17 protein-coding genes are annotated in these 23,220 nt (G+C 67.5%); 6 read left to right on the top strand and 11 right to left on the bottom strand.

The window, feature by feature from the left end; genetic code table 11:
* Positions 1-2: 2 nt before the first annotated feature.
* Positions 3-656 (bottom strand): hypothetical protein, encoded by a 654-nt coding sequence (locus ACFCV3_RS36840; protein WP_376038514.1) that lies wholly within the window; start codon positions 654-656, stop codon positions 3-5.
* A 140-nt stretch (positions 657-796) separates the two neighbouring features.
* On the opposite strand from ACFCV3_RS36840, the gene cobF reads away from it, so the two are divergent.
* Positions 797-1,543, top strand: coding sequence for a precorrin-6A synthase (deacetylating) (gene cobF, locus ACFCV3_RS36835; RefSeq protein WP_376038512.1), 747 nt, complete (start codon positions 797-799; stop codon positions 1,541-1,543).
* A gap of 24 nt (positions 1,544-1,567) precedes the next feature.
* Here cobF and ACFCV3_RS36830 read toward each other — a convergent pair whose 3' ends face one another.
* The 3 genes from ACFCV3_RS36830 to ACFCV3_RS36820 all read right to left on the bottom strand — a co-directional run bounded on the left by ACFCV3_RS36830 (position 1,568) and on the right by ACFCV3_RS36820 (position 4,211).
* Complete coding sequence (locus tag ACFCV3_RS36830; protein ID WP_376038509.1) at positions 1,568-2,182, bottom strand: TMEM175 family protein; 615 nt, start codon at positions 2,180-2,182, stop codon at positions 1,568-1,570.
* A gap of 173 nt (positions 2,183-2,355) precedes the next feature.
* Entirely contained in the window at positions 2,356-3,618 is a 1,263-nt protein-coding gene (locus ACFCV3_RS36825; RefSeq protein ID WP_376038507.1) for an MFS transporter, read from the bottom strand.
* A gap of 56 nt (positions 3,619-3,674) precedes the next feature.
* Entirely contained in the window at positions 3,675-4,211 is a 537-nt protein-coding gene (locus ACFCV3_RS36820; RefSeq protein WP_376038504.1) for a helix-turn-helix domain-containing protein, read from the bottom strand.
* A gap of 76 nt (positions 4,212-4,287) precedes the next feature.
* Between ACFCV3_RS36820 and ACFCV3_RS36815 the strand changes: the two genes are divergently transcribed.
* Positions 4,288-5,874: a serine hydrolase domain-containing protein gene (locus ACFCV3_RS36815; protein ID WP_376038502.1), complete on the top strand. Its 1,587-nt coding sequence runs from the start codon at positions 4,288-4,290 to the stop codon at positions 5,872-5,874.
* Here the strand turns inward: ACFCV3_RS36815 and ACFCV3_RS36810 are convergent.
* Genes ACFCV3_RS36810 through ACFCV3_RS36800 form a run of 3 tightly spaced genes read right to left on the bottom strand, consistent with a single transcriptional unit; the run spans position 5,837 to position 7,971 of the window.
* Positions 5,837-6,427, bottom strand: a complete 591-nt coding sequence (locus ACFCV3_RS36810) for a maleylpyruvate isomerase family mycothiol-dependent enzyme (protein ID WP_376038500.1) — start codon at positions 6,425-6,427, stop codon at positions 5,837-5,839. The genes ACFCV3_RS36815 and ACFCV3_RS36810 overlap by 38 nt on opposite strands.
* An 18-nt stretch (positions 6,428-6,445) precedes the next feature.
* Positions 6,446-7,636 carry an RNA polymerase sigma factor gene (locus ACFCV3_RS36805; protein ID WP_376038498.1) on the bottom strand — a complete coding sequence of 397 codons (1,191 nt, stop codon included), beginning with the start codon at positions 7,634-7,636 and terminating at the stop codon, positions 6,446-6,448.
* Positions 7,633-7,971 carry a YciI family protein gene (locus tag ACFCV3_RS36800; protein ID WP_376038495.1) on the bottom strand — a complete coding sequence of 113 codons (339 nt, stop codon included), beginning with the start codon at positions 7,969-7,971 and terminating at the stop codon, positions 7,633-7,635. Before ACFCV3_RS36800 ends, ACFCV3_RS36805 begins: the two co-directional genes overlap by 4 nt.
* Before the next feature lie 83 nt (positions 7,972-8,054).
* Here ACFCV3_RS36800 and zwf point away from each other — a divergent pair, with 83 nt between their 5' ends.
* The gene (zwf, locus tag ACFCV3_RS36795; RefSeq protein WP_376038492.1) at positions 8,055-9,551 is read left to right on the top strand and encodes a glucose-6-phosphate dehydrogenase; all 1,497 of its coding nucleotides are present in this window, start codon (positions 8,055-8,057) and stop codon (positions 9,549-9,551) included.
* On the opposite strand, the gene ACFCV3_RS36790 is transcribed toward zwf, so the two are convergent.
* Positions 9,548-10,282, bottom strand: a complete 735-nt coding sequence (locus ACFCV3_RS36790) for an MBL fold metallo-hydrolase (protein WP_376038489.1) — start codon at positions 10,280-10,282, stop codon at positions 9,548-9,550. The genes zwf and ACFCV3_RS36790 overlap by 4 nt on opposite strands.
* A 50-nt stretch (positions 10,283-10,332) precedes the next feature.
* Here ACFCV3_RS36790 and ligA point away from each other — a divergent pair, with 50 nt between their 5' ends.
* Entirely contained in the window at positions 10,333-12,324 is a 1,992-nt protein-coding gene (gene ligA, locus ACFCV3_RS36785) for an NAD-dependent DNA ligase LigA (RefSeq protein WP_376038486.1), read from the top strand.
* Between the two features lies 1 nt (position 12,325).
* Here ligA and ACFCV3_RS36780 read toward each other — a convergent pair whose 3' ends face one another.
* Positions 12,326-14,971, bottom strand: coding sequence for a glycoside hydrolase family 9 protein (locus tag ACFCV3_RS36780; protein WP_376038483.1), 2,646 nt, complete (start codon positions 14,969-14,971; stop codon positions 12,326-12,328).
* Positions 14,972-15,160: 189 nt separating this feature from the next.
* Between ACFCV3_RS36780 and ACFCV3_RS36775 the strand changes: the two genes are divergently transcribed.
* A complete protein-coding gene (locus ACFCV3_RS36775; RefSeq protein WP_376038481.1) occupies positions 15,161-17,197 on the top strand; it encodes a cellulase family glycosylhydrolase in 2,037 nt (678 codons plus the stop codon).
* Positions 17,194-18,810, top strand: coding sequence for a ricin-type beta-trefoil lectin domain protein (locus ACFCV3_RS36770; RefSeq protein ID WP_376038478.1), 1,617 nt, complete (start codon positions 17,194-17,196; stop codon positions 18,808-18,810). The genes ACFCV3_RS36775 and ACFCV3_RS36770 overlap by 4 nt, the downstream gene beginning before the upstream one ends.
* Before the next feature lie 60 nt (positions 18,811-18,870).
* Here ACFCV3_RS36770 and ACFCV3_RS36765 read toward each other — a convergent pair whose 3' ends face one another.
* Both ACFCV3_RS36765 and ACFCV3_RS36760 read right to left on the bottom strand, forming a co-directional pair.
* The gene (locus tag ACFCV3_RS36765; protein WP_376038475.1) at positions 18,871-22,329 is read right to left on the bottom strand and encodes a ThuA domain-containing protein; all 3,459 of its coding nucleotides are present in this window, start codon (positions 22,327-22,329) and stop codon (positions 18,871-18,873) included.
* Positions 22,330-22,373: 44 nt separating this feature from the next.
* Positions 22,374-23,216 carry a sugar phosphate isomerase/epimerase family protein gene (locus tag ACFCV3_RS36760; protein WP_376038472.1) on the bottom strand — a complete coding sequence of 281 codons (843 nt, stop codon included), beginning with the start codon at positions 23,214-23,216 and terminating at the stop codon, positions 22,374-22,376.
* Between the last annotated feature and the right edge of the window lie 4 nt (positions 23,217-23,220).

Genomic DNA, 23,220 nt, shown 5'->3' with positions numbered 1-23,220 from the left:
GCTCAGGCGTTGCTCTTGCCCGGCGTGCAGACGATGAAGCCGTAGGCGTCGATGGTGTCGGACAGGCCACCGTCGGCCTTGCTGTAGCGCGCGCCGAAGAACCAGCGCTTGCCGTCGTAGCTCGGCTCCGACTGGAAGTAGCTGATCCCGCGGCCGGAGTTGGTGCCACCTCCGTGACCGCCGGTGACGACGACCTGGCCGTCGGGGCAGCTGGCCTGCCACTGCGCCCAGCCGCCGTCCTTGATGTTCTGCCGGAAGATGGTCGGCGGGTTGACGACGAAGCCCGCCGCGTCACCCTTCGGACCCTGCGGGCCAGCAGGCCCGGCAGGTCCAGCCGGACCACCCGGCCCCGGGACACCCTGCGGTCCGGCGGCACCCTGCGGTCCGGCCGCACCGGCCGGTCCGAGGTCGCCCTTCGGGCCCTTCTGGTTCCACGAGGTCGGCGTCTCGTAGAAGCGGCATGCGCCGCCCTTGGCCGGGTCGATGATCCGCACGTCGCCGAAGCTCCGGTCGACGCACGCACTGATGGTGACCGGCGCCGGCTCGGCCGCCGAGGCGACCAGCACGGTGCTCGCGCCGAGTGCCACCGTCGCCCCCAGCACCGCCGCGACTCCGCGAGACTTGCCCACCCGTAGTGCTCTGTTCTTCAGGTCCATGCCGTCGATTGTGAAAACAAGATGCCTGCGGCAACAGTCGCGACCAGGCCGCCCCCAGGGCCATGACCGGTTCGCGATCGGGCAACCGGCACCCGGAGTCAACCGGCAGTCACACCCGGTGGATGCCTTAGTCTGCCCGCATGCAGATCCTGGTGATCGGTATCGGTGCAGGCGATCCGGAGCAGCTCACGCTGCAGGCGGTCGCGGCGCTGAACCGGGTCGACGTGTTCTTCGTGCTGGACAAGGGCGATGTCAAACAGGAGCTGGTCGACCTGCGTACCGAGATCCTGCAGCGGCACGCGGCCGGGTACCAGGTCGTCGTCGGTCGCGACCCCGAGCGGGACCGGTCCAGTACGGCGTACGTCGAGGCCGTCGACGACTGGCGGCGGCGCCGGGCGGATGTGTGCGCCGAGCTGATCGCAGCGAACCTCGGTGCCGACCAGGTGGGCGCCTTCTTGGTCTGGGGTGACCCGTCGCTCTACGACAGCACGCTGGCGATCCTCGACGACATCCAGGCCCGCGGTGAGCTGTCCTTCGACATCGAGGTGATCCCCGGCATCAGCAGCGTCTCCACGCTGGCCGCCCGGCACCGCGTCCCGCTCAACCAGGTAGGACGTCCGGTGCAGATCACCACCGGACGTCGGTTGGCCAAGGAGTGGCCGGCCGGCGTGGACGACGTGGTCGTGATGCTGGACGCCCAGACCGCCTTCACCGCGCACCTCGACCAGGACGCCACCATTTACTGGGGCGCCTACCTGGGTACGCCGGACGAGCTGCTGATCGCCGGTCCGGTCCGTGAGGTCGCAGCGGAGATCGAGAAGGTGCGTGCGGAGGCCCGCGAACGCAAGGGCTGGATCATGGACACGTACCTGCTGCGACGCCCTTAGACCAAAGGTGGTGGCGCCCTGGTCTCAGCTAGCGGGCCGGCGCACGAGATCCCACGCCCGCATGATGAACGGCGAGAGCAGCAACAGCAGTAGGGCATAGAAGTGGACACCCGGAACGAACGCTGCCAGCACGAACGCCAGCAGCGTCAGCCCGGTCAGTACCAAGGAGTTGGCGAGCTCCCGGCGGCTGACCGGGTTGTCCGGGTTCTCGATCTCCTGGTGTCCGCGGATCATCCAGGTGAGAGCCGTCTGGGTGAGGCTGAGCGCGAGGATCGTCCCGCTGTAGAAACCGGCGGTGAACTGCGAGCTCTCGAAGGTGCCGACGATCTCGGTCGGGAACGGCAGGACCACGATCGCCAGCAGCCAGAGCAGGTTCAGCCGCATCATGTTCGCCGTGTAGGCACGCACGTGCTCGAAGACGCGGTGGTGACCCAGCCAGAAGTTCGCGATCACCACGAAGCTCAGCAGGAACGAGTAGATCTCCGGCTTGTGCTCGGTGACCACCTCGAGCGCGGTCAGGTTCTCCGCCTTGGACTCGGTCACCACCTCGACCAGCGGCAGGATCAGCAACGTCAGTGCGATCGCCACGACGGCATCGGTGAACAGGACCAGGCGATCCGGATTCCGCGTCTTACTCACGGCCGCCACCTTAGTGGAGTGTCGTGGTTAAATCTCGGCACTTGCGGCGCCCAGGCGGGCACCTCGCGGCGTTGGAGGGAAAGCCACGATGGAAAACATCGAGGCTTCCCCTCCGCCTTGCGATGCACCCACCTGGACACCGCCAGCACTCGAGCTTTAACCACGACACTCCACTAGCGCCGACGGATGAGCGCACCCGTCAGGAGGAGGGCTAGGGCAACAAAACCGGCGGCGGTGATCCAGGCGACGCCGTAGCCGTCCCGGAGCGCCAGCAGTTCGCCCGCGCCCTCGGACAGTCGTTGTGACGTGGTGGCTGCAGCCAGAGTGGCCAGTACGGCGGTGCCGACGGCTGCACCGGCCTGCTGGGCGGTGTTGTTGAGTCCCGATGCCAGTCCGGCATCGCTGGGTGCGGCAGCGGCCATGGCCAACATGATCGCGGCCGGGATGGCCAGCCCGACCCCGGCACCCATCACTGCGAGCACGGGCGCGACATTGACGACGTACGAGCCGTCAACGGGTGCCTGGCTGAGCCAGAGCAGTGCCAGTGCGAACAGGGCGAGGCCGACGAGCAGCATCCGGCGTGGGCCGTACCGGACGGTCAGCCGGGGCGCGATGGACAGCGACATCAGCGCGTTCATCAGGGGTGCCGGCAGAAACGCCAGGCCGGTCGAGAGCGAGTCATAGCCGAGCACGCGCTGCAGGTAGAGCGCGGTCATGAACTGGAAGCCGAATCCGGCAGCGAACAGCAGCATGACCACCACGTTGGCCACCGTCATCTGCCGGCTGCGGAACATCCGCACGATGGCTATCAGGGCAGCCCGCAGGACGTCGGCGCCCTTGCCCAGACCGAGACCGCGTTCCCGGGTGAGCAGGCGCTGTGCGAACAGCAGGGCGATCAGACCGATGGGGACGTTGATCAGGAACGCCCAGTGCCAGCCGATGGTCTCGGTGATGACTCCGCCGAGGATCAGGCCGATGGACGCACCGCTGGCGGAGGTGAAGCTGTAGATGCCCATGGCTCGCGCCTGCTCACCGGGTGCCGGGAAGAGCCCGACGATCATCCCGAGGATGACTGCGGAGGCCAGTGCGCCGCCGACGCCCTGCAGGAACCGTCCGGCGATCAGCACCTCGGCACTGGTGGCGATCCCGCACAGCAGCGAGGCCGCGGTGAACAGTGCGAGGCCGGCGACGAACACCCGCTTTCCGCCGATCAGGTCGCCTAACCGGCCGGCCAGGAGGAGCAGGCCGGCGAAGGCGATCAGGTAAGAGTTCATCACCCAGGCCAGACCGGCGGCGGAGAAGCCGAGGTCGCGCTGGAGCGTCGGCAACGCGACCGTCACCACGGTCCCGTCCAAGATGATCATCAGCTGCATCACGCACAGCACGACCAGCGCCTTGAGGCGTCCGGCCGTGGGAACTTCGGTCTCGATCGTCATGGACGAGACCGTAGCAGATAGTTCCGAAGCGGACTATCTGTTGAGTGATTATCTGCTTAGGTATCAGGGAGTGAGATGATCGACCAGGTGATCCGGTCCTTGCCGGGCCGGGCCTGGAGGTAGGGCTCGACCAGGGCGTGGATCCCCTGCCGGAGGGTGTCCAGGTCGGCGGCGTCCACGTACAGCGAGGCCTGGTTGAGGCCGAATTGCTCGAGTCTGGTGTCGAGATCGCCACGCTCGACCAGCCGGTCGAAGTCGGCGGCCAGCTGGGTGAGCACCAAGAGGAGTGCGCGCCGGTGCTGGTCCGGCGTCATCGCCCGCGCCTCGTCGATGCCGATCCGGCCGGCCGCCGTGGACTGGTCGAGGGTCAGGGTGCGCTCGATCGCGCCGCGGATGCGCCGCTCGCGGACGACTGTCAGCATGCCGCCCTCGATCAGTGCGGCCACGTGCCGGTAGAGCGTCGTCGCCGGGATGTCGGGCAGATCGTGCTTCAGGTCCGTGGTGGTCACCTCCCGGCCGAGTACCCGCTGGACGATCCGGAAGCGGATCGGGTGCAGCAGGAGATCGGCCAGCGGTGTTGAGGGTTCGGTCATGGTCTACCCCTATTGATTCCAAGTCTGGGAATAATATCCTTTGTGGTACCAATCGCCCTAGACCGAGGAGTCTGCCGTGTCGTTCCGCTCGCAGCCCGATAGTCCGAAAAGCGCAGGTCTCTCGCGGCGCACCGTCCTCGCCGCCGCGGCAGCCGCCGTACCGGTCGGTGCCCTGACCGCCACCAGTACAGCCACCGCAGCACCAGCACCTGTCGCCACGAAACCGAACCGTACGACGCCGGTCGCGGTCGGGCGGCTGTTCGACAAGGTCGAGGCCGGGATGGCGAAGTACGCGATCCCCGGTGTCGGTCTGGGCGTCTGGTACCGCGGCCGTGAGTACGTGCGCGGTTTCGGCGTCACGAACGTCGACAACCCGTCGCCGGTGACCGCGGACACCGTCTTCCGGATCGGCTCCACCAGCAAGACCTTCACCGCCACAGTGATCATGCAGCTGGTCGAGCAGGGGCTCGTGGACCTGGACCGGCCGGTCCGCACGTACCTGCCCGATTTCGCTACGGCTGACCCCACAGTCGGCCCGCGGGTCACTGTCCGGCAGTTGCTGAACCACTCCGCCGGCTGGCGCGGTGACACGTTCCTCGACACCGGCGACGGCGACGATGCACTGGCCCGGTACGTCGCTTCGCTGTCAGCGGCGCCGCAGTTGACCCCGCTGGGCAAGGTGTTCTCGTACAACAACGCCGCGATCGGTGTGGCCGGGCGGATCATCGAGGCGGTCACTCGGAAGCCGTACGAGACCGCTACCCGGCAGATGCTGATCGACCCACTCGGTCTGGCGCACAGCCGGTTCTTCCGCAGTGAGCTGGGCGGCTTCAGCGTCGCCGCGTCGCACAACATCGTCAACGGAAAGCCGGTCGTCGAGCCGTCGTTCGACCTGATGCCGCGCAGCCTGAACTCGTTCGGCGGTCTGATCTCCAGTGCGCAGGACCAGCTGAGCTATGCGCGTTTCCAGCTCGGCCACTACGGGTTCCCGCGGTTGCTGCGGGACCGGACCCGGGTGGCGATGCAGACCAACCCCGGACCGGGCGGCACGCTGTTCGTCGAGATCGACGGTGTCGGTGTCGGCTGGATGATCCGTCCGACCGCAGAGGGCCCGAAGGTGATCCAGCACGGCGGTGACTGGAGCGGCCAGCACTCCGGCTTCCTGATTGTGCCGAAGCGCGACTTCGCCCTCACCGTGCTGACGAACTCGGAGAGCGGCCCGGCGTTGACGGCAGAGCTGTTCGGCGGCGACTGGGCACTGGCCGAACTGGCCGGCGTCCACAACCTGCCCGCCGTACAGCGTCCGCTGTCACCGAAGCAGCTCGCGCCGTACGAGGGCAGCTACGTGGCCAGCCAGATCGGTATGGACGGTGTGGAGAGCTCGTTCGGTCTCGACCTCAAGGCTGACCAGGGGCAGCTTCTCGCCTCGGCCGATGGGCAGCCGGCCCTCCGCCTCGGCTTCTACCGCCGGGACTACGTGCTGTCACTCGGCCTCGACGGCACACCGGACCACGTCCGCGCCAACTTCGTCCCCGGACCCGACGGCAAACCCGCCTTCCTCCGGTACGGCGGCCGCCTGTTCCGCCGGCAGACCGCGGCCGGCCGGAGTGCTGCGGGCCGTCAGCTCACGAGCCTCGCCGAACTGACACGTCCCGTCCGCTGACCAGCAGCAGGAGATCCTGAGCGGTGCCGGTGACAACCTCACCGGCACCGTAGGACCAGTCCAGGTCGGTTGCGCGCAGTTCGGTGTTCGACAGGTCCACCCCGAAGTACTTCAGATGCTTGGGCCCGAGACCACTCAGAACCACGCGCACCCGATCCAGCGGTACCCGGCGATCGATGGCCAGCGCAACGGTCATGTCGAGCCCGTGGATCACGTCATGCGACAGTGCGCCCTCGTAGCCGCCGCCCGGTGGCTTCCATGGGTGGTTGATGTTCTCCCGCAGACAGCTCAGCAGTTCGGCGTTGCTCAGGGCTGCGGTGTCGGCACGCGCTGCCCGCTCGGAGAACCGGTTGAAGCGGCCACCCGCCTTGGCGATCCCCAGCAGGACGCGGGGCATGGAGTAGCGGTAAGCCATGGTGATGTGGGCAACCACCTCACGTACCCGCCAGCCGGCACACAGACTCGGCCTGTCCCAATCCTCCTCGGACAGTCCGGTCAGTAGCTCGACCAGATCACTACGTTCAGCCGCAACGAGCTCTCGAATGTCTGTCATACCCCACCGACGAACAGGTCAGCTCCGGACAGACACCTCGGCCAGGCGCTTCTCCAGGTATCTCCGGTCGGCGTCTGTCGTGGACAGCTCGGCAGCCTCTCGGTAGGCCGCGGCTGCTTCGGTACGGCGGTCGAGGCGGCGCAGGAAGTCAGCCCGCGCAGCCGGGAGCAGGTGGTAATCGGCTAGCGGCCCTGCGGCGAGTCGATCGACCAGTGCGAGTCCGACGGCAGGTCCGTCCGCCATACCAATCGCCACTGCGCGGTTGAGCGCGACGACCGGTGTCTGGGGGAGCTGTGCGTAGAGCGCGGCGATCTGCGGCCAGTCGGTGTCGGCTGCGGTCCGGGCGATCGCGTGACACGCGGCTATCGCGGCCTGCACCTGGTACGGCCCCGGACTGCGGCGCTGCAGCGTGCGGTCGAGCAGGTGCTCGGCCTCGGCGATCAGTGCGCTGTCCCAGCGCGTTCTGTCCTGCTCGTCCAGTGTGATGAGGACACCGTCGGGGGAGAGGCGCGTGCTTCGCCGAGAGTCGTGGAACAGCATCAGGGCAAGCAGTCCGGCCGCCTCTGGCTCATCCGGCATGAGCTGAACGAGCAGTCTGGCCAGCCGAATGCCCTCCTCGGTCAGAGTGCCGCGGGTGACATCGGAGTACCCCTCGTTGAAGAGCAGGTAGAGCACCGCGAGTACGGCGGGAGTCCGCTCGGGCAGGAGATGCGCCGGCGGGACGCGGTACGGGATTCCGGCGTTCTGGATCTTCTGCTTGGCCCGGGTGAGCCGCTTCGACATGGTGGTCTCGCCGACGAGGAACGCGCGCGCGATCTCCGTCGTACTGAGTCCTGCCAGCGTCCGCAACGTCAGTGCGACCCGCGCCTCCATCGCCAACGCCGGGTGGCAGCACGTGAACATCAACCGCAGCCGGTCGTCCGGTACGTCGTACGCGGGGGTCTCGGGTTCGTACGTCATCGCAGCGACCTCCTGCAGCTTCGCGGCTCCGACCGCCTCGCGGCGGAGCCAGTCGATCGCGCGGTTGCGCGCAGTGGTCGTCAGCCATGCACCCGGCTTGTCCGGTACGCCGTCGCGCGGCCAGCGCTCGAGAGCTGCGGCGCACGCCTCTTGGGCGCACTCCTCGGCCAGCTCCCAGTTCCCGGTCATCCGGATCAGCGTGGCGACCACCTGGCCCCACTCCGCCCGGAAGACCTCGGCGTACGTCACACCACCCCAGGCGGCGGTTCCAGCACCGGGCGGATCTCGATGGTGCCGTAGCCCGCGGCCGGGTGCTTGGCAGCGATCTCGATCGCCTCGTCCAGATCCGCGCAGTCGATCAGCACGAAGCCACCGATCTGCTCCTTGGTCTCCGCGAACGGACCATCGGTGAGCAGCAGTTCGCCCGAGCGGACCCGCACAGTGGTTGCCTCGGTGGGCGGGTACAGACCGGCCCCACCGGTCACTACACCCCGTGCCTCCATCTCCTCCGACCAGCCGCCACAACCGTCGTTGGCATGCTCCGCGGCGCTCTCGTCACCGGCGATCATCAGCAGGTACTTCACAGTCGTCCCTCCGAGTTTCAGACGCGCTAACAGTTCACCGACGAAGACCATTGCCGGAAACAGACACGACCTACACTGCGTCTATGCCTGACCGTACCCAGACCATCGCGTACCCGGCACCCGGATCGCGGCCGTCACGACGGGACGAGGAGCCGCTGGCACCGCACGTCATAGTGCTCTTCGGTGCCACCGGTGACCTGGCGAAGCGCAAGCTGCTCCCCGGTCTGGCGTACCTGCAGCAGTCCAAGTTCGCCCCCGACGTACGGATCATCGGGTCGGCCACCGAGGACCTGACCGCGGACGAGTTCCGGGAGCGCGCCCGCCAGGCGGTGGAGACGTTCGGGACGCACCGGATGAGTGACGAGGAGTGGGCGCAGTTCGCGAGCCGCCTCGACTACGTGTCGGTGTCGGCCGGGCCGCAGGCGCTGGCCGCCACCGTGCACGCGGCTGAGGAGCTGCTCGGTGAGGGCGTCTGCCGGTTGCACTACCTGTCGGTGCCGCCGAAGGCCGCGCAGGCCGTGATCGCGATGCTCCGCGACGCCGGACTGGTCGACCGGGCCCGGGTGGTGATGGAGAAGCCGTTCGGTGACGACCTGACCAGCGCCATCCAGCTGAACGACTTCGTCCACGAGACCTTCGACGAGTCGCAGGTCTTCCGGATCGACCACTTCCTCGGCAAGGAAGCGGCGCTGAACATCCTCGCCTTCCGGTTCGCCAACGGCCTGTTCGAGCCGATCTGGAACCGCAACCACATCGACCACGTGCAGATCGACATCCCCGAGGAGCTCGGTCTCGACCAGCGCGCGACCTTCTACGAGCCGACCGGCGCGTTCAAGGACATGGTCGTCACGCACCTGATGCAGGTGATGTCGTTCGTCGCGATGGAGCCACCGACCGCCCTGGAGCCGCGGGCGATCTCGGAGGAGAAGAACAAGGTCTTCCGGTCGATGCTGCCGATCCAGGCGGCCGACGTGGTCCGCGGCCAGTACTCCGGGTACCGCAACGAGGACGGCGTCGCGCCGGACTCCGACACCGAGACGTTCATCGCTCTGAAGGTCGAGATCGACAACTGGCGCTGGGCCGGCGTGCCGTTCTTCCTGCGCACGGGCAAGCGGATGGCGCAGGGGCAGCGGATCATCTCGATCGCCTTCAAGGAGGCGCCGAAGACGATGTTCCCGACCGGTTTCGGGGCGGAGGGTCCGGATCACCTGACCTTCGACCTGGCTGACTCCTCCCGGGTCTCGCTGTCGTTCTACGGCAAGCGGCCCGGGCCGGGGATGCGGCTGGAGAAGCTGTCGATGCAGTTCTCGACGCAGGAGACGAAGAGTGCCGGTGACGTCCTGGAGGCCTACGAGCGGCTGATCCTGGACGCCATGCGCGGCGACCACACGCTCTTCACGACCGCCGAGGGTATCGAGTCACTGTGGGAGCGGTCGGCACACCTGCTGGAGGACCCGCCGCCGGTCAAGACGTACCAGCCCGGCACCTGGGGCCCGAACGCCATTCACCAGCTGATCGCGCCGCGGGCCTGGCGGCTGCCGTTCGAGCGCGAGTGGCGCGAGAACAAGCCCCACTCCTAAGCGTGTACGGCGGCCACTGCCTCGCGGATCGGACCGCGGTGCAGTCCGCCGTGGCCGGGCAGTACGACGTTCGCGTCCAGATCCACCAGGGGCTTGAGTGCCGCGAGCAGATCGGTCGGGTCGCCGTGCTGGAACAGCGGTGGGATCAGCTGCGGACCCACAGCCGACACGATCTTGTGCCCGGTCACCAGCGCGTCCCCGGTAATCACCACACCGGCCGCCGGGACGAAGTACGCCGAGTGACCCGCAGTGTGGCCGTGCGTCGGCACCGGGACCGGCTTGCCGGGTAGGTCCAGGGCGCCTTCGGTCGGGAACGCTTGGACGTGCGGAGCAGCCACATCCTGCAGAGCGCCGTTCCGAACGATCCCGACCGTCCACGGCAGCACACCGGGCCGCCACAGGTTCCTGATCAGCTTGGCCGGAGCCAGCTGGTCCAGGTAGTCCCGGTGTGCGTGGCCGACCTCAGCAGGATCGGCGTACGCCGGTGTGTCGTAGCGACTGTGGAACGGGTTCACCGCACCCATGTGATCGACGTGTGCGTGAGTGAGCAGTACTGCCTGCACATCCTCGGGCCGGTGCCCGATCGCCCGGATCGAAGCCTCGACAGCCTCCAGATCACCGGGATACCCACCGTCGATCAGAGTCAGGTCGGACCCGTCCCTGAGCAACACCCAGTTCACAGCCGAGCCCTGGACGAAGAACACGTTGTCTGCTGCTTCCACCAAGTTCACGCGCCTGATGGTACGGGGATTGTCCCCACGGCCCGGTAACGTCCGGGGGTGTGAACGTCGAAGAACGCATTCAGGAGCTGGCCGGCCGGATCGTCGAGCTGCGGGACGCGTACTACCAGGGGTCGCCGGTGGTCGCGGACGCGGAGTACGACGCGGTCGAGGACGAGCTGCGCGCCCTGATCGCCGCGAACCCGGAGCTGACCCCGGAGCCGAATCCGCTGGACCAGGTGGGCGCGCCGGCCGTGCTGCACGCCCCGATCCGCCACTCGCGGCCGATGCTGTCGCTGGAGAAGGCGACGAAGCCGGAGCAGGTCGAGGCGTTCTTCAGCCGGTTCCCGGGGCAGCCCGTCGTGGTGATGCCGAAGCTGGACGGTCTGTCGCTGGCGCTGGTCTACGAGGACGGCCGGTTCGCCCGCGCGATCACCCGCGGCGACGGGACCACGGGTGACGACGTGACGCCGCTGGTGCGGGCGCTGACTGACGGCGTACCGCATCAGATCGATGCACCGGGGCGCGTCGAGGTGCGAGGCGAGGCGGTGATGCTGCGGTCGACGTTCGTGGCGTACAACCAAGCCCACCCGGACAAGCCGCTCATCAACCCGCGCAACGCGGCGGCCGGCACGCTGCGGGCGAAGGACCCGGCCACCGTGTCCGAGCGACGGCTCCAGTTCCTCGCATTCGATCTCCAGACCGATCCGGACAGCACCGAGGCCGATCTGGAGCGCGCGCTGAAGACACTCGGCTTCACCGCCGCCGACATGAAGCACTGCTCCGATGCCGCTGCGGCTCAGGAAGTCATCACCGGGATCGAGCAGCAGCGCAACGAGCTCGACTATGACCTGGACGGCGCCGTACTGCGGCTTGCCGATCGTGACGCGTATGCCGCAGCCGGGACCCGGTCGAGCTCGCCGCGGGGCGCACTGGCGTTCAAGTTCGCGGCCGAGGAGAAGACCACGATCCTGCTGGAGGTCAAGTGGGACGTCGGCAAGACCGGCAAGATCGCCCCGGTTGCCTGGCTCGAGCCAGTCTTCGTCGGCGGTACGACGGTCACCCGCGCCACGCTGGCGAACCAGGAGGTGATCAAGGCCCGCGGCATCAAGATCGGTGACACGGTTCTCGTCCGCCGGGCCGGCGACGTGATCCCGTTCGTGGCCGGCGTGCTGGACGCATCTCGCCGTACCGGCGCGGAGCAGGACATCGTGCCGCCCACCGTCTGCCCGTCGTGCGAAGAGCCGCTGACCGAGCAGGGCAACAGCCGCGAGCTCTTCTGCACCAACACCGCCTGCCCGGCCCAGACAGTCCGCCGCCTCATCCACTGGGCCTCCCGCGCGGCAGCGGACATCGACGCCATCGGTGGCGTCTGGATCGAGCGCCTGGCCGAGTCCGGCGACCTCGAGAACCCCTCGGACTTCTACGCCCTCACCAAGGAACGCCTCCTGGAGTTCGACCGCGTCGGCGAAGTCTCCGCCACCCGCATGATCGACTCCATCGAAACCAGCAAACAGGTCGGCCTCCGCCGTGCCCTCATCGGCCTGGCCATCCCGATGGCCTCCGAAGGGACGGCGGCGCGGTTGTGCCGAGCCGGATTCCCTTCCCTGGAAGCAGTCCTGGAAGCAGGCGAAGAAGGCCTGGTGGCCGTCGACGACATCGGCGCCAAGGTCGCCGCCTCCCTCATCGAACACCTCAACCGCTTGAAACCGGAGCTGGAGCGCCTCCGCGCGGCCGGTGTCTCACTCGACGTCCGGGACGAGGACCTGCCGCCAGTCGTGGCAGCAGGCGCACCGCTGGCAGGCAAGACAGTCGTGGTGACGGGCTCCATCTCCGACCCCCGCACCGGCGAGAAGGTAGCCCGCCCGGCCTTCCAGCGGATGTGCGAGCGAGCCGGAGCCACCATCGCCTCCTCGGTCTCCGCCAGCACCGACTACCTCATCACCGGCGCCGACGTCGGCGCCGCCAAAATCACCAAGGCCGAGAAACTCGAGGTCGAGGTCGTCGACCAGTCCGAGATCTGGAAGCAACTGCTGGAAGCCGGCGTCGCCTGACTCAGGGCTCGACACCCCAGGCGAGGGTGCTGCCGGTGTAGCCGGTGACTCGGTCGAAGTCGGTGAGTGAGCTGCTCACCCGGTAGCTGTGGTCGTCGGCCTGGTTGAAGGCGGACCAGTCCGACTTCGCCACCCGCAACTGGATGTCACCGGTGCTCGCGCCGGGTGCGAGGCTGCCGCCGGCGAAGACGACCTCCAGGTAGGCGTCCGCGCCGGTGCGGGGTGTACTCAGCTTGACGACCCGGGCCGTGAGGTTGGCACATCCGACCTGGGCCCAGTCGCACCACACCTGGTAGGTGGGCGAAGGGGCGTCGCCGGTGAACCAGTATCGCAGCGACACGGTGGCCAGGCCGACGCTCGTCGTACCGCGGTTGGTGGCCTGCAGGGTCGCGCCGATCTGGCCGGATGTCGCCGCGGACGAGCCCTTGTGCTGTACGGCGAGGGTGCTGGCGGGGGTCTGTGTGGTGCGCACGCTGATGAAGGCGGGCCCGGAGACGTTGCCGGAGGCATCTTTAGCCCGGACCGAGAAGGTGTAGGAGGTGTCCGGTGTCAGACCGGTGACCTGCAGGCTTGTCGTGGTGGTGGAGCCGACGACCGTGGTGCCGTTGAGCACGTCATAGCCGGCGACGCCAACGTTGTCGGTGGACGCGGTCCACCTCAGGGTGACGCTGCTGCCGGTCAGAGCAGAGGCTGTGAGCTGAGTGGGCGTGCTGGGCGGTTCACTGTCCGCCGTGCCGCTCGGCTCGACGCCCCAGACCAGCTTGCCGCCCTGACGCAGCACGATCCGGTCTGTCTGGGCCACTGCGTTGCCGGTGCCCAGCCCCACGGCAGACCAGTCGTTGGCCGGGTCCCACGTCCCCGAGCTGGTGATGCGGAACTGGACCTCCTTGCGGTACGCCGACTGCCCGGCCGGCGTCACGCCGGTGCACGGGATCTCCACGTAGTACGTCGAACCGCTGTGCTGGGTAGGAGCGCTCGGAGTCCCGCACTGGTTGTAGTTCGTGGTGACGGTGATCTGGCTGGGAGTAGTGGCGCCATCGAGGGTGAAGTAGTAGCGCAGTGTCCCGTTGAACGTCCTGGCGGGCCACGCGCTCTTGTTGAGCACGAACGCCTTGATCTCGCTGAACTGAGCACCTGACTGGTTCACCGACGCCTGCACGGTCAGCTCCGGGCCGTCCGGTGTCTCCGGTACCGGGAAGTTCGCCAGTGGGGTCCCGCCGTACTCCTTGTACAGCCGGGCGAGCGCACCGGTGAAGCCGGCGTTGTAGTCGAGTGCGACCTCGTTCATCACGTAGTCGCTGCGGCTGTCGACATAGGCATCGTCATTGCTCTTGGGGCCGCCGACCAGAGCGCCGTACAAGGTGTGCCTGCTGACCGCGGGCTCCTGGATGCTGTCGCTCCAGGATCCGTGCGCCGTGCGGTGATGCGGGTTGCGTGGCGGGTTGGCGCCGAAGCCTACGAGGTAACTGGAGCTGCGCGGGTTGTCGCCGAGCGCGTAGTTGATCTGCCGTACGCCGAAGTCGTGATACGTCCTGGCCCGCGCACTGTCCCGAGTGGCCAGCCAGTCGGAGTACACCAGGGCAGCGAACGCGGTGTTGGCCGCGTAGCGCAGAGAGCCCCAGGTGTCGAGGACTGCCTGGCCGCCGGGGGAGTAGCGGACCCGGTTGCCGTTGTAGCCAGTGGTCCAGTAGTCCAGCCAGCGGTTGGCGTCGGTGACGTACATCTGCTCACCGGTCAGCTTGGCCATCAACACGTAGGCGCCGTAAGCCTTGTCGTCCCACGCGATCGTCCACCGGTAGGACCGCTCGGAAGTCTGCGACTCGGTCGAGAGTTTCAGGTACTCCGCCTTGGCCTTGGTCAGGTACGCGGCGTCGCCGGTGGCGCGGTACAACCAGATAGCGCCCCAGGCCAGCTCGTCCTGATAGCCGCTCCAGGAGTTGTAGAACTTGGCCGCGTCGGTGATGCAGTCGCTGTACTTGCCGCGGTAAGTGTCGGCGAACGTGTAGAGCTGCTTCGCGTGCGTCACCAGAGTCGCCGCGTAGCCAGGGTCGGAATCCTTGAACACCATCGAGGCCGAAGCCATTGCGGCGGCGTACTCACCCGCGAGGTCCGAGCCAGGACACGAGGTGTCGACCTTGTACGACGGGCGTGCCATCGGCATCACCTCCGCCGAACCCCACCAGGCGTGGTCGGGGTCGCCTGCCCCGACCTGGCCGTAGACCACGTTCGGGGAGGGGTGCGCCTTGATGATCCAGTCGGTACCCCAGCGCAGGTTCGCCATCAGCGGCGCGAGCTGGCCGGAGCCCACGTAGGCATCCCGGTTGTCCACCACGCCCCAGGCCAGCGTCGACATGCTGAACGCGAACGGCAGCCCGAACTTCACATGGTCGCCCGCATCGTAGAACCCACCACTGAGATCGGTTCCGGTCCCGCTGCCGTCCTGCAGTGCCGAGTCGCCGCGCCAGTTGACGCGATTGTTCGCCGGCAACTTGCCTGCACGCTGCGCGTCGTAGAACCACACCGCCTTCTGCAGCGCCTCCGCGTAGTTGAACGCGGGTGCCGCCGACGCACTTGGCGGCGTCAGGCTGACCAGGCCCGCAGACAGGACAACCAGCGCAGTGAACAGCCGCAAGATACGACTTGGCATGTGAGCCTCCGAAGGGCGGTTCCGGGACGCGTTGCGGCAGCGTAGGTGTCCCGAAATGCCCCGGAGAAGGGCCTTAAACGTTTCGGATGCGATGTGCTCTTTACCGCCCGATGGTGGCCGGTTACAGTGCGGTGACTTTCTGGGAGCGCTCCCAAGTGTCTTACCCGCCCCGACGCTGCGAGGACCCATATGCGATCAAGAAAACTGTTCAGAGGCAGAGTGGCCGCCGTACTGGCGGCTGCGATCGCCACCTTCACTGCCGGTACCGCCCTGACGGCCACCGCCACCACCACTGCTGCGCCGGCGGCGAGTGGGTGCAGCGTCTCGTACTCGGTGACGAGCCAGTGGCAGGGTGGCTTCAACGCCGACGTCGCCGTGACCAACCTCGGCGCACCGGTCGACGGCTGGCAGCTGGTCTGGACGTGGCCGTCCGGACAGCGGAGCACCAACGCGTGGAACGCGACCATCACGACCTCCGGAAGCCGGGCGACGGCCAAGGATGTCGGCTACAACGCCAGGATCGGCACGAACGCGAAGGTCTCCTTCGGATTCACCGGCACCTGGACGGGGTCGAACCTGGTGCCGACCTCGTTCGAGCTGAACGGCGTTCTGTGTACCGGCAGCCCGGGCGCCGACGACGCGATGGCCAGCGTCGCGGCGATGCAGCCGGGCTGGAACGTGGGCAACACGCTGGACTCGACCGGCAGTGACGAGACGTCGTGGGGCAACCCACGGATCACCGAAGCCTTGCTGGACAACGTGAAGGCGCAGGGCTTCAAGAGCATCCGGCTGCCCGTCACGTGGAGCGCGCACATCGGCCCGGCGCCGGCCCACACGATCGAGGCGGCGTACCTGAACCGGGTCAAGGAGGTGGCCGGATGGGCCACCGCGCGCGACCTGTACGTGATGGTCAATCTGCACCACGATTCCTGGCAGTGGATCAACGCGATGCCGTCCGACCATGACGCCGTACTGAGCCGGTACAACGCGATCTGGACGCAGTTGGCGGAAGCCTTCAAGAGCTTCGGACCCAAGCTGACCCTCGAGAGTGTCAACGAGCCGCAGTTCACCGGTAGCTCCGGCCAGGCTCAGGAAGTGCAGTTGCTCAACGAGCTGAACACTTCGTTCCGCGACATCGTGCGCCGATCCGGTGGCAACAACGCGACTCGTCTGCTGGTCCTGCCAACTCTGCACACGTCGTCCGACCAGGTGCTGCTCGACGCGCTGGCGACCTCGATCCGCGGCTACAACGACCCCAACCTGATCGCGACAGTGCACTACTACGGCTACTGGCCGTTCAGCGTGAACGTTGCCGGCGGCACCCATTTCGACGCCACCGCGCAGAAGGACCTCACCGACGCGTTCGACCGGGTCCACGCCACCTTCGTCGCGCGCGGCATCCCGGTGATCCTCGGCGAATACGGCCTGCTCGGCTTCGACCGGCACACCGGAACCATCCAGCAGGGCGAGAAACTGAAGTTCTTCGAGTACCTCGGCCACTACGCACGCACCCGGAACATCACCACGATGTTGTGGGACAACGGCCAGCACCTCGGCCGCACCTCGTTCCAGTGGAGCGATCCGGAGCTCATCGCGCAGATCAAGTCGAGCTGGACCACCCGCTCAGGTACGGCGTCCACGGACCAGGTGTTCAGCGCCAAGTCGACCGCGATCACCGCCAAGACGATCACCCTGAACCTCAACGGCACCTCGTTCACCGCCCTGCGCCACGGCAGCACCGACCTGGTCCGCGGGACCGACTACACGATCCAGGGCGACCAGCTCACCCTGACCGCAGCGGCCCTGACCAGACTGAGCGGCTCAAGGGAGTACGGCACGAATGCGGTGCTGTCGGCCCGCTTCTCCCAAGGCGTCCCGTGGCGGATCAACCTCGTCACCTACGACCCGCCCGTCCTCAGCAACGTCACCGGCACAACCACTGCCTTCGCCATCCCCACCACCTTCCGCGGCGACCTCCTGGCCACCATGGAGGCGAAGTACGACGACGGCTCGAACGCCGGTCCGCATGACTGGACGCCGTACAAGGAGTTCGACCGAGCCTTCGCCCCGAACTACACCACCGGCGTGACCACCCTCACCGCAGACTTCTTCGCCGCTGTCAGGGACAACGCACGGGTGACGCTGACGTTCCATTACTGGAGCGGCACCAAGGTGACTTACTACGTCACCAAGTCAGGCACCACAGTCACCGGGACGACGGCATGAAGGCGATCGGCGCCGCGGTGTTGGCGACGCTTCTCGTAGTGCCCGGTCCGCCGGTGGCGCAGGCCGCGCCCGGCAGCCCGGCGCTCACTCCACCGTTGGGGTGGAACAGCTGGAACAGCTTCGGCTGTGCCGGTGTCAACGAGACGGTGATCCGGCAGGCCGCGGACACGATGGTGTCCTCGGGGATGCGGGACGCGGGCTACCAGTACGTCGTCGTCGACGACTGCTGGTTCGATCCGCAGCGTGATCCGCAGGGCAACCTGCGGGCGCATCCGACGAAGTTTCCCAGCGGCATGAAGGCGCTGGGTGACTACATCCACAACCGCGGCCTGAAGTTCGGGATCTACCAGGTTCCGACCGAGCGCACCTGTGCGCAGGGCGGGGGTGCGCATCCGGGCTCCACCGGCAGTATGGGCCACGAGGTGCAGGACGCGCGCTCGTTCGCGTCCTGGGGTGTGGACTACCTCAAGTACGACTGGTGTTCCTCGAGCGGTACGCGGGATCAGCAGGTCGCCCGGTTCACGATCATGCGGGACGCGCTGCGGGCGACCGGGCGGCCGATCGTGTACAGCATCAACCCGAACAGCTACCACGCACCCACGGGCGACAAGTACAACTGGGGTGAGGTCGCCGATCTGTGGCGCACCACCGAGGACCTGCTGGACATCTGGCAGAACGGCAACACCAACAGCTATCCGATGGGCGTCGGCAACGTCGTCGACGTCACCGCGCCACTCGCCGTACAAGCCGGTCCCGGCCACTGGAACGACCCGGACATGCTGGTGGTGGGTCGCCCCGGTCTGACGCTGACCGAGTCCCGGTCGCACTTCGCGCTCTGGGCACTGATGGCCGCGCCTCTGATGGCGGGTAACGACATCCGCACCATGTCCGCCGACGTCAGTGCGATCCTGCGCAGTCCCCGGTTGCTGGCGGTGAACCAGGATCCGCTCGGTGCGGGCGGGCGCCGGGTGCGTGACGACGGTACGACGGAGGTGTTCGCCAAACCGCTGGCCGATGGCTCGGTCGCGGTCGGACTGTTCAACCGGGGCAACGCGACGGCCACCGTCTCGACCACGGCGGCACAGATCGGGTTGTCCGGCGGATCGTTCACGCTGACCGACCTGTGGACCGGCGCCGGCTCCACCAGCACCGGGCAGCTCTCGGCCAGTGTCCCCGCGCACGGCGTTGCGGTGTACCGGGTCTCCGGCGGGTCTCCGGTGACCAGTACGACGTCCCGGCTCCGGGGCGCCGGCTCGGGCCGTTGCCTCGACCTCGCCAACTCGTCGACCGCGGCGGGTGCACTCGCGGTGATCTGGGACTGCCATACCGCTGCCAGTCAGTCGTGGACGTCGTGGCCCGGCGGCGAGATCCGGGTCTTCGGTGACAAGTGCCTGGACGCCGAGAACGCCGGAACCGGCAACGGCACCCGGGTGATCAGCTGGTCGTGCAACGGCCAGAGCAACCAGCAGTGGACGTTCCGCTCCGACGGATCGATCGCGAACGTCCGGTCCGGACTGTGCCTCGACGTCAACCAGGCCGCTACAGCCAACGGGTCCCGGCTGATCCTCTGGACCTGCAACAACCAGCCCAACCAGCAATGGGCACGTTCATGACCTGAACCACTGAGAAGGGGGAGCCGGGGACCGGGCAGTTTGCCCGGTCCCCGGCCTCTTTCATGAGGACAGTGCCCACTTCTGGTTGCTGCCGCCGGTGCAGGTCCACAGGACCAACGGCGTTCCGTCCGCGGAGCTGGCACCGGTGGCGTCGAGGCACTTGGTGCCGTTGCGAATGGTGCCGTCAGACTGCACGGACCAGTTCTGTCCGGCAGCCCCGTTGCAGGTCCACATCTGCACCGCGGTGCCATCGCCGGTGCCGTTGGCCGTCATGCACTTGCCGAGAGTGCGGAGCGTGCTCCCGCTGACCGCCCACTGCTGGTTCGCGCCACCATGGCAGGTCCACAGCTGGATGCGAGCGCCATCGGTCGGGCTTGCGCCGTTGACATCGACACATTTGCCGCCGATCCCGGTGAGTTGGCCGCCGGTGGCGCCCGGCGTACCGACGCCAGGACCGGTGAACGTCAGCGAGTCGACGTCGTACGAGTTGGCTGCGTTCGTCTTGAAGACCAGGAACAGTTCCGTGCTGCCACCGGGGTTGGTGACGTTCACCGCGGGCATGTTCACGTAGTTGTCCCAGCCGCCGGTGCTCTGCACCGGAACCGAGGCAATCAGCGCGCCGGTCGGTGAACCGGCCCGCAGCTCGACCGTGCCGCCGCCACTAGGTGATGACAGCCGGACCGACACCTGGTTGATACCGGTGAAGTTGTACGGCGTGAACGAGATCCAGTCGTTGTTGCTGATGTCGCCGACCCGCGCACCCGACTGCGCTCCGGACTGCGCGACGACCCGGACCCCGGACGAGCCGGTGAAGAACTCGGCCTGCTTCTGCTTGGGCTGCAGCACGACCTTCTTGCTACCGGTCAACGCCGGTACGCCGCTCGCGCCCTTGTCGGTGTACTTGGCATCGGCGACGTACAACACATTCGCGGCCGCATGTGCGCTGTCGGTCTGTGGATTGAGGTTTCCGGAGCAGCCCGGGATCGGACTGAGGTCGTGGGAGTGCTGATCGTGTCCCAGGGCCGGCGTCGTACTGACCTTCGTGCAATCGATGGTGCCGTCCTCGGGATCGGTCACGGTCACCGTGTACGGAATCGTGCTGCCCCAGTCGAACATGCCGCCGTCGGGGATGCTGAGTCCGACCGTGGGCGCGGTGTTGCCCGAGGTCACGATCACGTTCGCGACGCCGGTGTTGCCGGTCGTGTCGGTCACGGTGAGCTTGGCGTTGAACTGTCCCCTCGCCGTGTAGGTGTGCGTCGGGTTGGCTTCGGTCGACGTACTGCCGTCACCGAACTCCCAGCGGTACGTCACCGGACCGCCTTCGGGATCCCTCGACCCGGCGCTGGAGAACTTCACTGTCAGCGGCGACGCACCCGAGGCCGGAGTGCCGGTCGCCGTGGCGATCGGACTGCGGTCCCCGCTCTGGTAGTCGATGCGGTAGAGCCCGGAGTCCGGATTGTCCCGGCCGTACCCGGTTCCCCATTCCAGCAGGTACATCGCGCCGTCCGGACCGAACTTGGCGTCCATCGGCGACTTGAAGCCGAGGTTCGGCAGGAAGTTGTTGATCTTCAGCAGCTTCCCGTCCTGGCCCAACCGGAACTCCCACAGCCGGTTGCGGGCCCACTCGCCGAAGAATGGCGTCTGGTCGAAGTACGCCGGGAACTTCGTCGGCGACAGGTTGGCGGCGTCGTAGGAGTAGATCGGGAACGCCATCGGAGCCTCGCCACCGTCGCCCAGCTCGGGGAACTTGAACCCGTTCGCGCCATTGCCGTACCAGACGTCCGCCTTGCGGGCCGTGGGCAACTGGGTCAGGCCGGTGTTGTTCGGTGAGTCGTTGACCGGGCTGGTGCAGTTGAACTTCGGGCCGGACTGCCGGGTGGCGAAGTTGAAGTCGTTGAACGGGATGTTGTCACCGACGCAGTACGGCCAGCCGTAGTACCCCGGCGACGTGATCACGTTCCACTCGACGATCGCGCCCGGACCTCGGTTGGCGTTGTCACCGGCCGCGTCCGGGCCGTAGTCGGCCGCGTAGATCGTTCCGTTCGTGGGGTGCACCGAGAAGCGGAACGGGTTGCGGAAGCCCATCGCGTAGATCTCGGGCTTCGTCTTCGCTGTGCCGGGTGCGAACAGGTTGCCCGCCGGGACTGTGTAGGTCCCGTTCGGCTCGGGGTGGATGCGCAGGATCTTGCCGCGCAGGTCGTTGGTGTTGGCCGCGGTGCCCTGCGCGTCGTTGTTCGCCCAGCCCGGCCGCTCGTCGATCGGCGCGTAGCCGTCGGAACGGAACGGCTCGATGTCGTCGCCGGAGCCGATGTAGAGGTTGCCGTTCGGCCCGAACGTGATGTAGCCGCCGGTGTGGCCGGGCTCGGGGGCCGCACGTGACGACGGCACCTTCATGATCACCTGCTCGCTGGCCAGGTCGAGGGTGTCTCCGTTCACCGTGAACCGGGACACCCGCGCGATGTGCTCGGTCCCACCAGCGGGCGAGTACATCAGGTAGATCCACTTGGTGGTGGCGAAGTTCGGGTCGAGCGCGAGGCCGGTCAGTCCGTCCTCGCCGCCCGTGTACGCATTGAGCGTCGCGGCGGTGACGGTGGTCCGGGTCGACGGTTTGAAGATCTTCACCTTGCCGCCGTACTCGGCATAGAACACCCGGCCGTCCTTGGCCACATCGAGCGCGGCCGGCCCGACCGTGTTGTCGTCCAGCGTGACCTTCTCGAAGCTGCTCCACACCGTGGGGCCACAGTCCGCCGCGACCTTGCCGCCGGCCGATTCCACGCCGCCCTTGATGTGCTCGCGGAACAACGGCTCCGAGTAGCTGGAGGCCTGGTGGCCCATCGCGGTCGCCCACACCCGGCCGCCCTCGTAGTTACGGCACCAGGAGATCGGATGGTCGTGACCCATCTTGTTCGGACCGGCGTCGTACGTCGTCTCGTCCGCGGTCACCAGGACGTGTACGTCGCCACGCGCGGACCGGTTGAAGTTGTACCACTCCTCGGTGCGTGTCCAGCGGTCCGGCAACCCGGCGCCGGACGGGTGCTTGCGGTCGGCAACCTTCGCCGTACCGGGCACTGTTGCCGAGTGCTGGGTCATCGTCATGCCGAGCATCTGGTCCCACCAGGGAAACTGCTGCTCGATGTTCATGTCCGTCGCGTTGTGGATCGCGACCACGCCACCGCCGCCGCGCACGTACTTCTGCATCGCCGCGCGCTGGGCGTCGTTGTCCCAGACCATGCCCGAGGTCTGCAGCATCACGATCACGTCGAAGGTGGCGAGGATGGCGTCGTTGAAGACCGTCGAGTCCTCGCTCCTGGTCAGCTCCCACGCGTTCTGTGCGGCGAGCTGTTCGAGCATCGTGATCCCGGCCGGGATCGAATCGTGCCGGTAGGCGCCGGCAGCGGTCTTGCTGAACACCAGCACGTGCAGGCCTTCGGGGTGCGCCTGCGCGACTGGCAGGGGTATCCCGATCAGCAAAAGCAGCACGCCGATGATCGAGAGCAGACGGGCGGATCTGGATCTCATGGCCAAACTCCTCTGTACCAAATTCTTCTGGGGCGGTGGAACAGCTAACGGATCGACGCGGTCGCGCCGCGCAGAAACGTGAGTCCCTCGGTGGCGAGGGCATCGGGGGAGGCGGCGAGCGGGCGCCAGATCGAGGCGGCGGTCGCGATCGCGGCGTTGTCCGGCGTGAACGACTCGATGCAGAGCGGACCGCGATAGCCGGCGTCGGCCAATGCGCCCAGCAACGCGGGCCAGTCCAGATGGTCGTTGCCCGGTACGCCCCGGTCGTTGGCGCACACCTGGACGTGCGCGATGCGTGCGCCCGCGGCCCGGATCGCCTCGACCGGCGCGGATTCCTCGATGTTGAGGTGGTAGGTGTCCAGCGCCAGACCGCACGCGGGCAGACCCTGCAGGGCTTCCAGGGCTTGCTCGACCGTGTTGAGCAGGCTGGTCTCGTACCGGTTCAGCGGTTCGACGGCGAGCTGGACGTTGTGCGCAGCCGCATAGTCGACGACGGGGGCCAGGTTCGCACGCAACTCGGCATACACCTTCGGCCGGTCCGCGATGCGCCACGTGCGGCCGACCGAGCTGTACGCCGGGCCTGCCGCCACCGGGCTGCCCACCAACGCGGCCACGTCCACCACATGCCGCAGATAGGCCTGGGTGTCCGCGACGGTGCCCGCCTCGACCAGCTCCCGGCCGGGTGCCATCACCAAGCAGACCGTGGCTTTCAGACCCAGTGACGCCAGCAGGTCAGCCGCACGGTGTGGATCCCAGTCACCTGGCTGCTCCACCGGCAGTTCGATGACGTCGAAACCCCAGTCGCGCACCTTCGGCGCGAGCAAGGCCAGGCCGTCATCGGTCAGCGGTGACGTCCAGACCCACGTGCTGACGCCGATCTCCCACATGTCG

This window comes from Kribbella sp. NPDC056345, assembly GCF_042262745.1.
In the GTDB taxonomy this organism is placed as follows: Bacteria; Actinomycetota; Actinomycetes; order Propionibacteriales; family Kribbellaceae; genus Kribbella.
The sequence above is the reverse complement of the archived record's forward strand: the minus strand, read 5'-3'. Positions and strand labels throughout refer to the sequence as shown.

Bases quoted from the DNA above. Each gene is read 5' to 3' on its own strand.
- ACFCV3_RS36840 (WP_376038514.1), bottom strand. From the start codon at position 656: ATGGACCTGAAGAACAGAGCACTACGGGTGGGCAAGTCTCGCGGAGTC.
- cobF (WP_376038512.1), top strand. From the start codon at position 797: ATGCAGATCCTGGTGATCGGTATCGGTGCAGGCGATCCGGAGCAGCTC.
- ACFCV3_RS36825 (WP_376038507.1), bottom strand. From the start codon at position 3,618: ATGACGATCGAGACCGAAGTTCCCACGGCCGGACGCCTCAAGGCGCTG.
- ACFCV3_RS36820 (WP_376038504.1), bottom strand. From the start codon at position 4,211: ATGACCGAACCCTCAACACCGCTGGCCGATCTCCTGCTGCACCCGATC.
- ACFCV3_RS36810 (WP_376038500.1), bottom strand. From the start codon at position 6,427: ATGACAGACATTCGAGAGCTCGTTGCGGCTGAACGTAGTGATCTGGTC.
- zwf (WP_376038492.1), top strand. From the start codon at position 8,055: ATGCCTGACCGTACCCAGACCATCGCGTACCCGGCACCCGGATCGCGG.
- ACFCV3_RS36780 (WP_376038483.1), bottom strand. From the start codon at position 14,971: ATGCCAAGTCGTATCTTGCGGCTGTTCACTGCGCTGGTTGTCCTGTCT.
- ACFCV3_RS36775 (WP_376038481.1), top strand. From the start codon at position 15,161: ATGCGATCAAGAAAACTGTTCAGAGGCAGAGTGGCCGCCGTACTGGCG.
- ACFCV3_RS36770 (WP_376038478.1), top strand. From the start codon at position 17,194: ATGAAGGCGATCGGCGCCGCGGTGTTGGCGACGCTTCTCGTAGTGCCC.
- ACFCV3_RS36765 (WP_376038475.1), bottom strand. From the start codon at position 22,329: ATGAGATCCAGATCCGCCCGTCTGCTCTCGATCATCGGCGTGCTGCTT.
- ACFCV3_RS36760 (WP_376038472.1), bottom strand. From the start codon at position 23,216: ATGTGGGAGATCGGCGTCAGCACGTGGGTCTGGACGTCACCGCTGACC.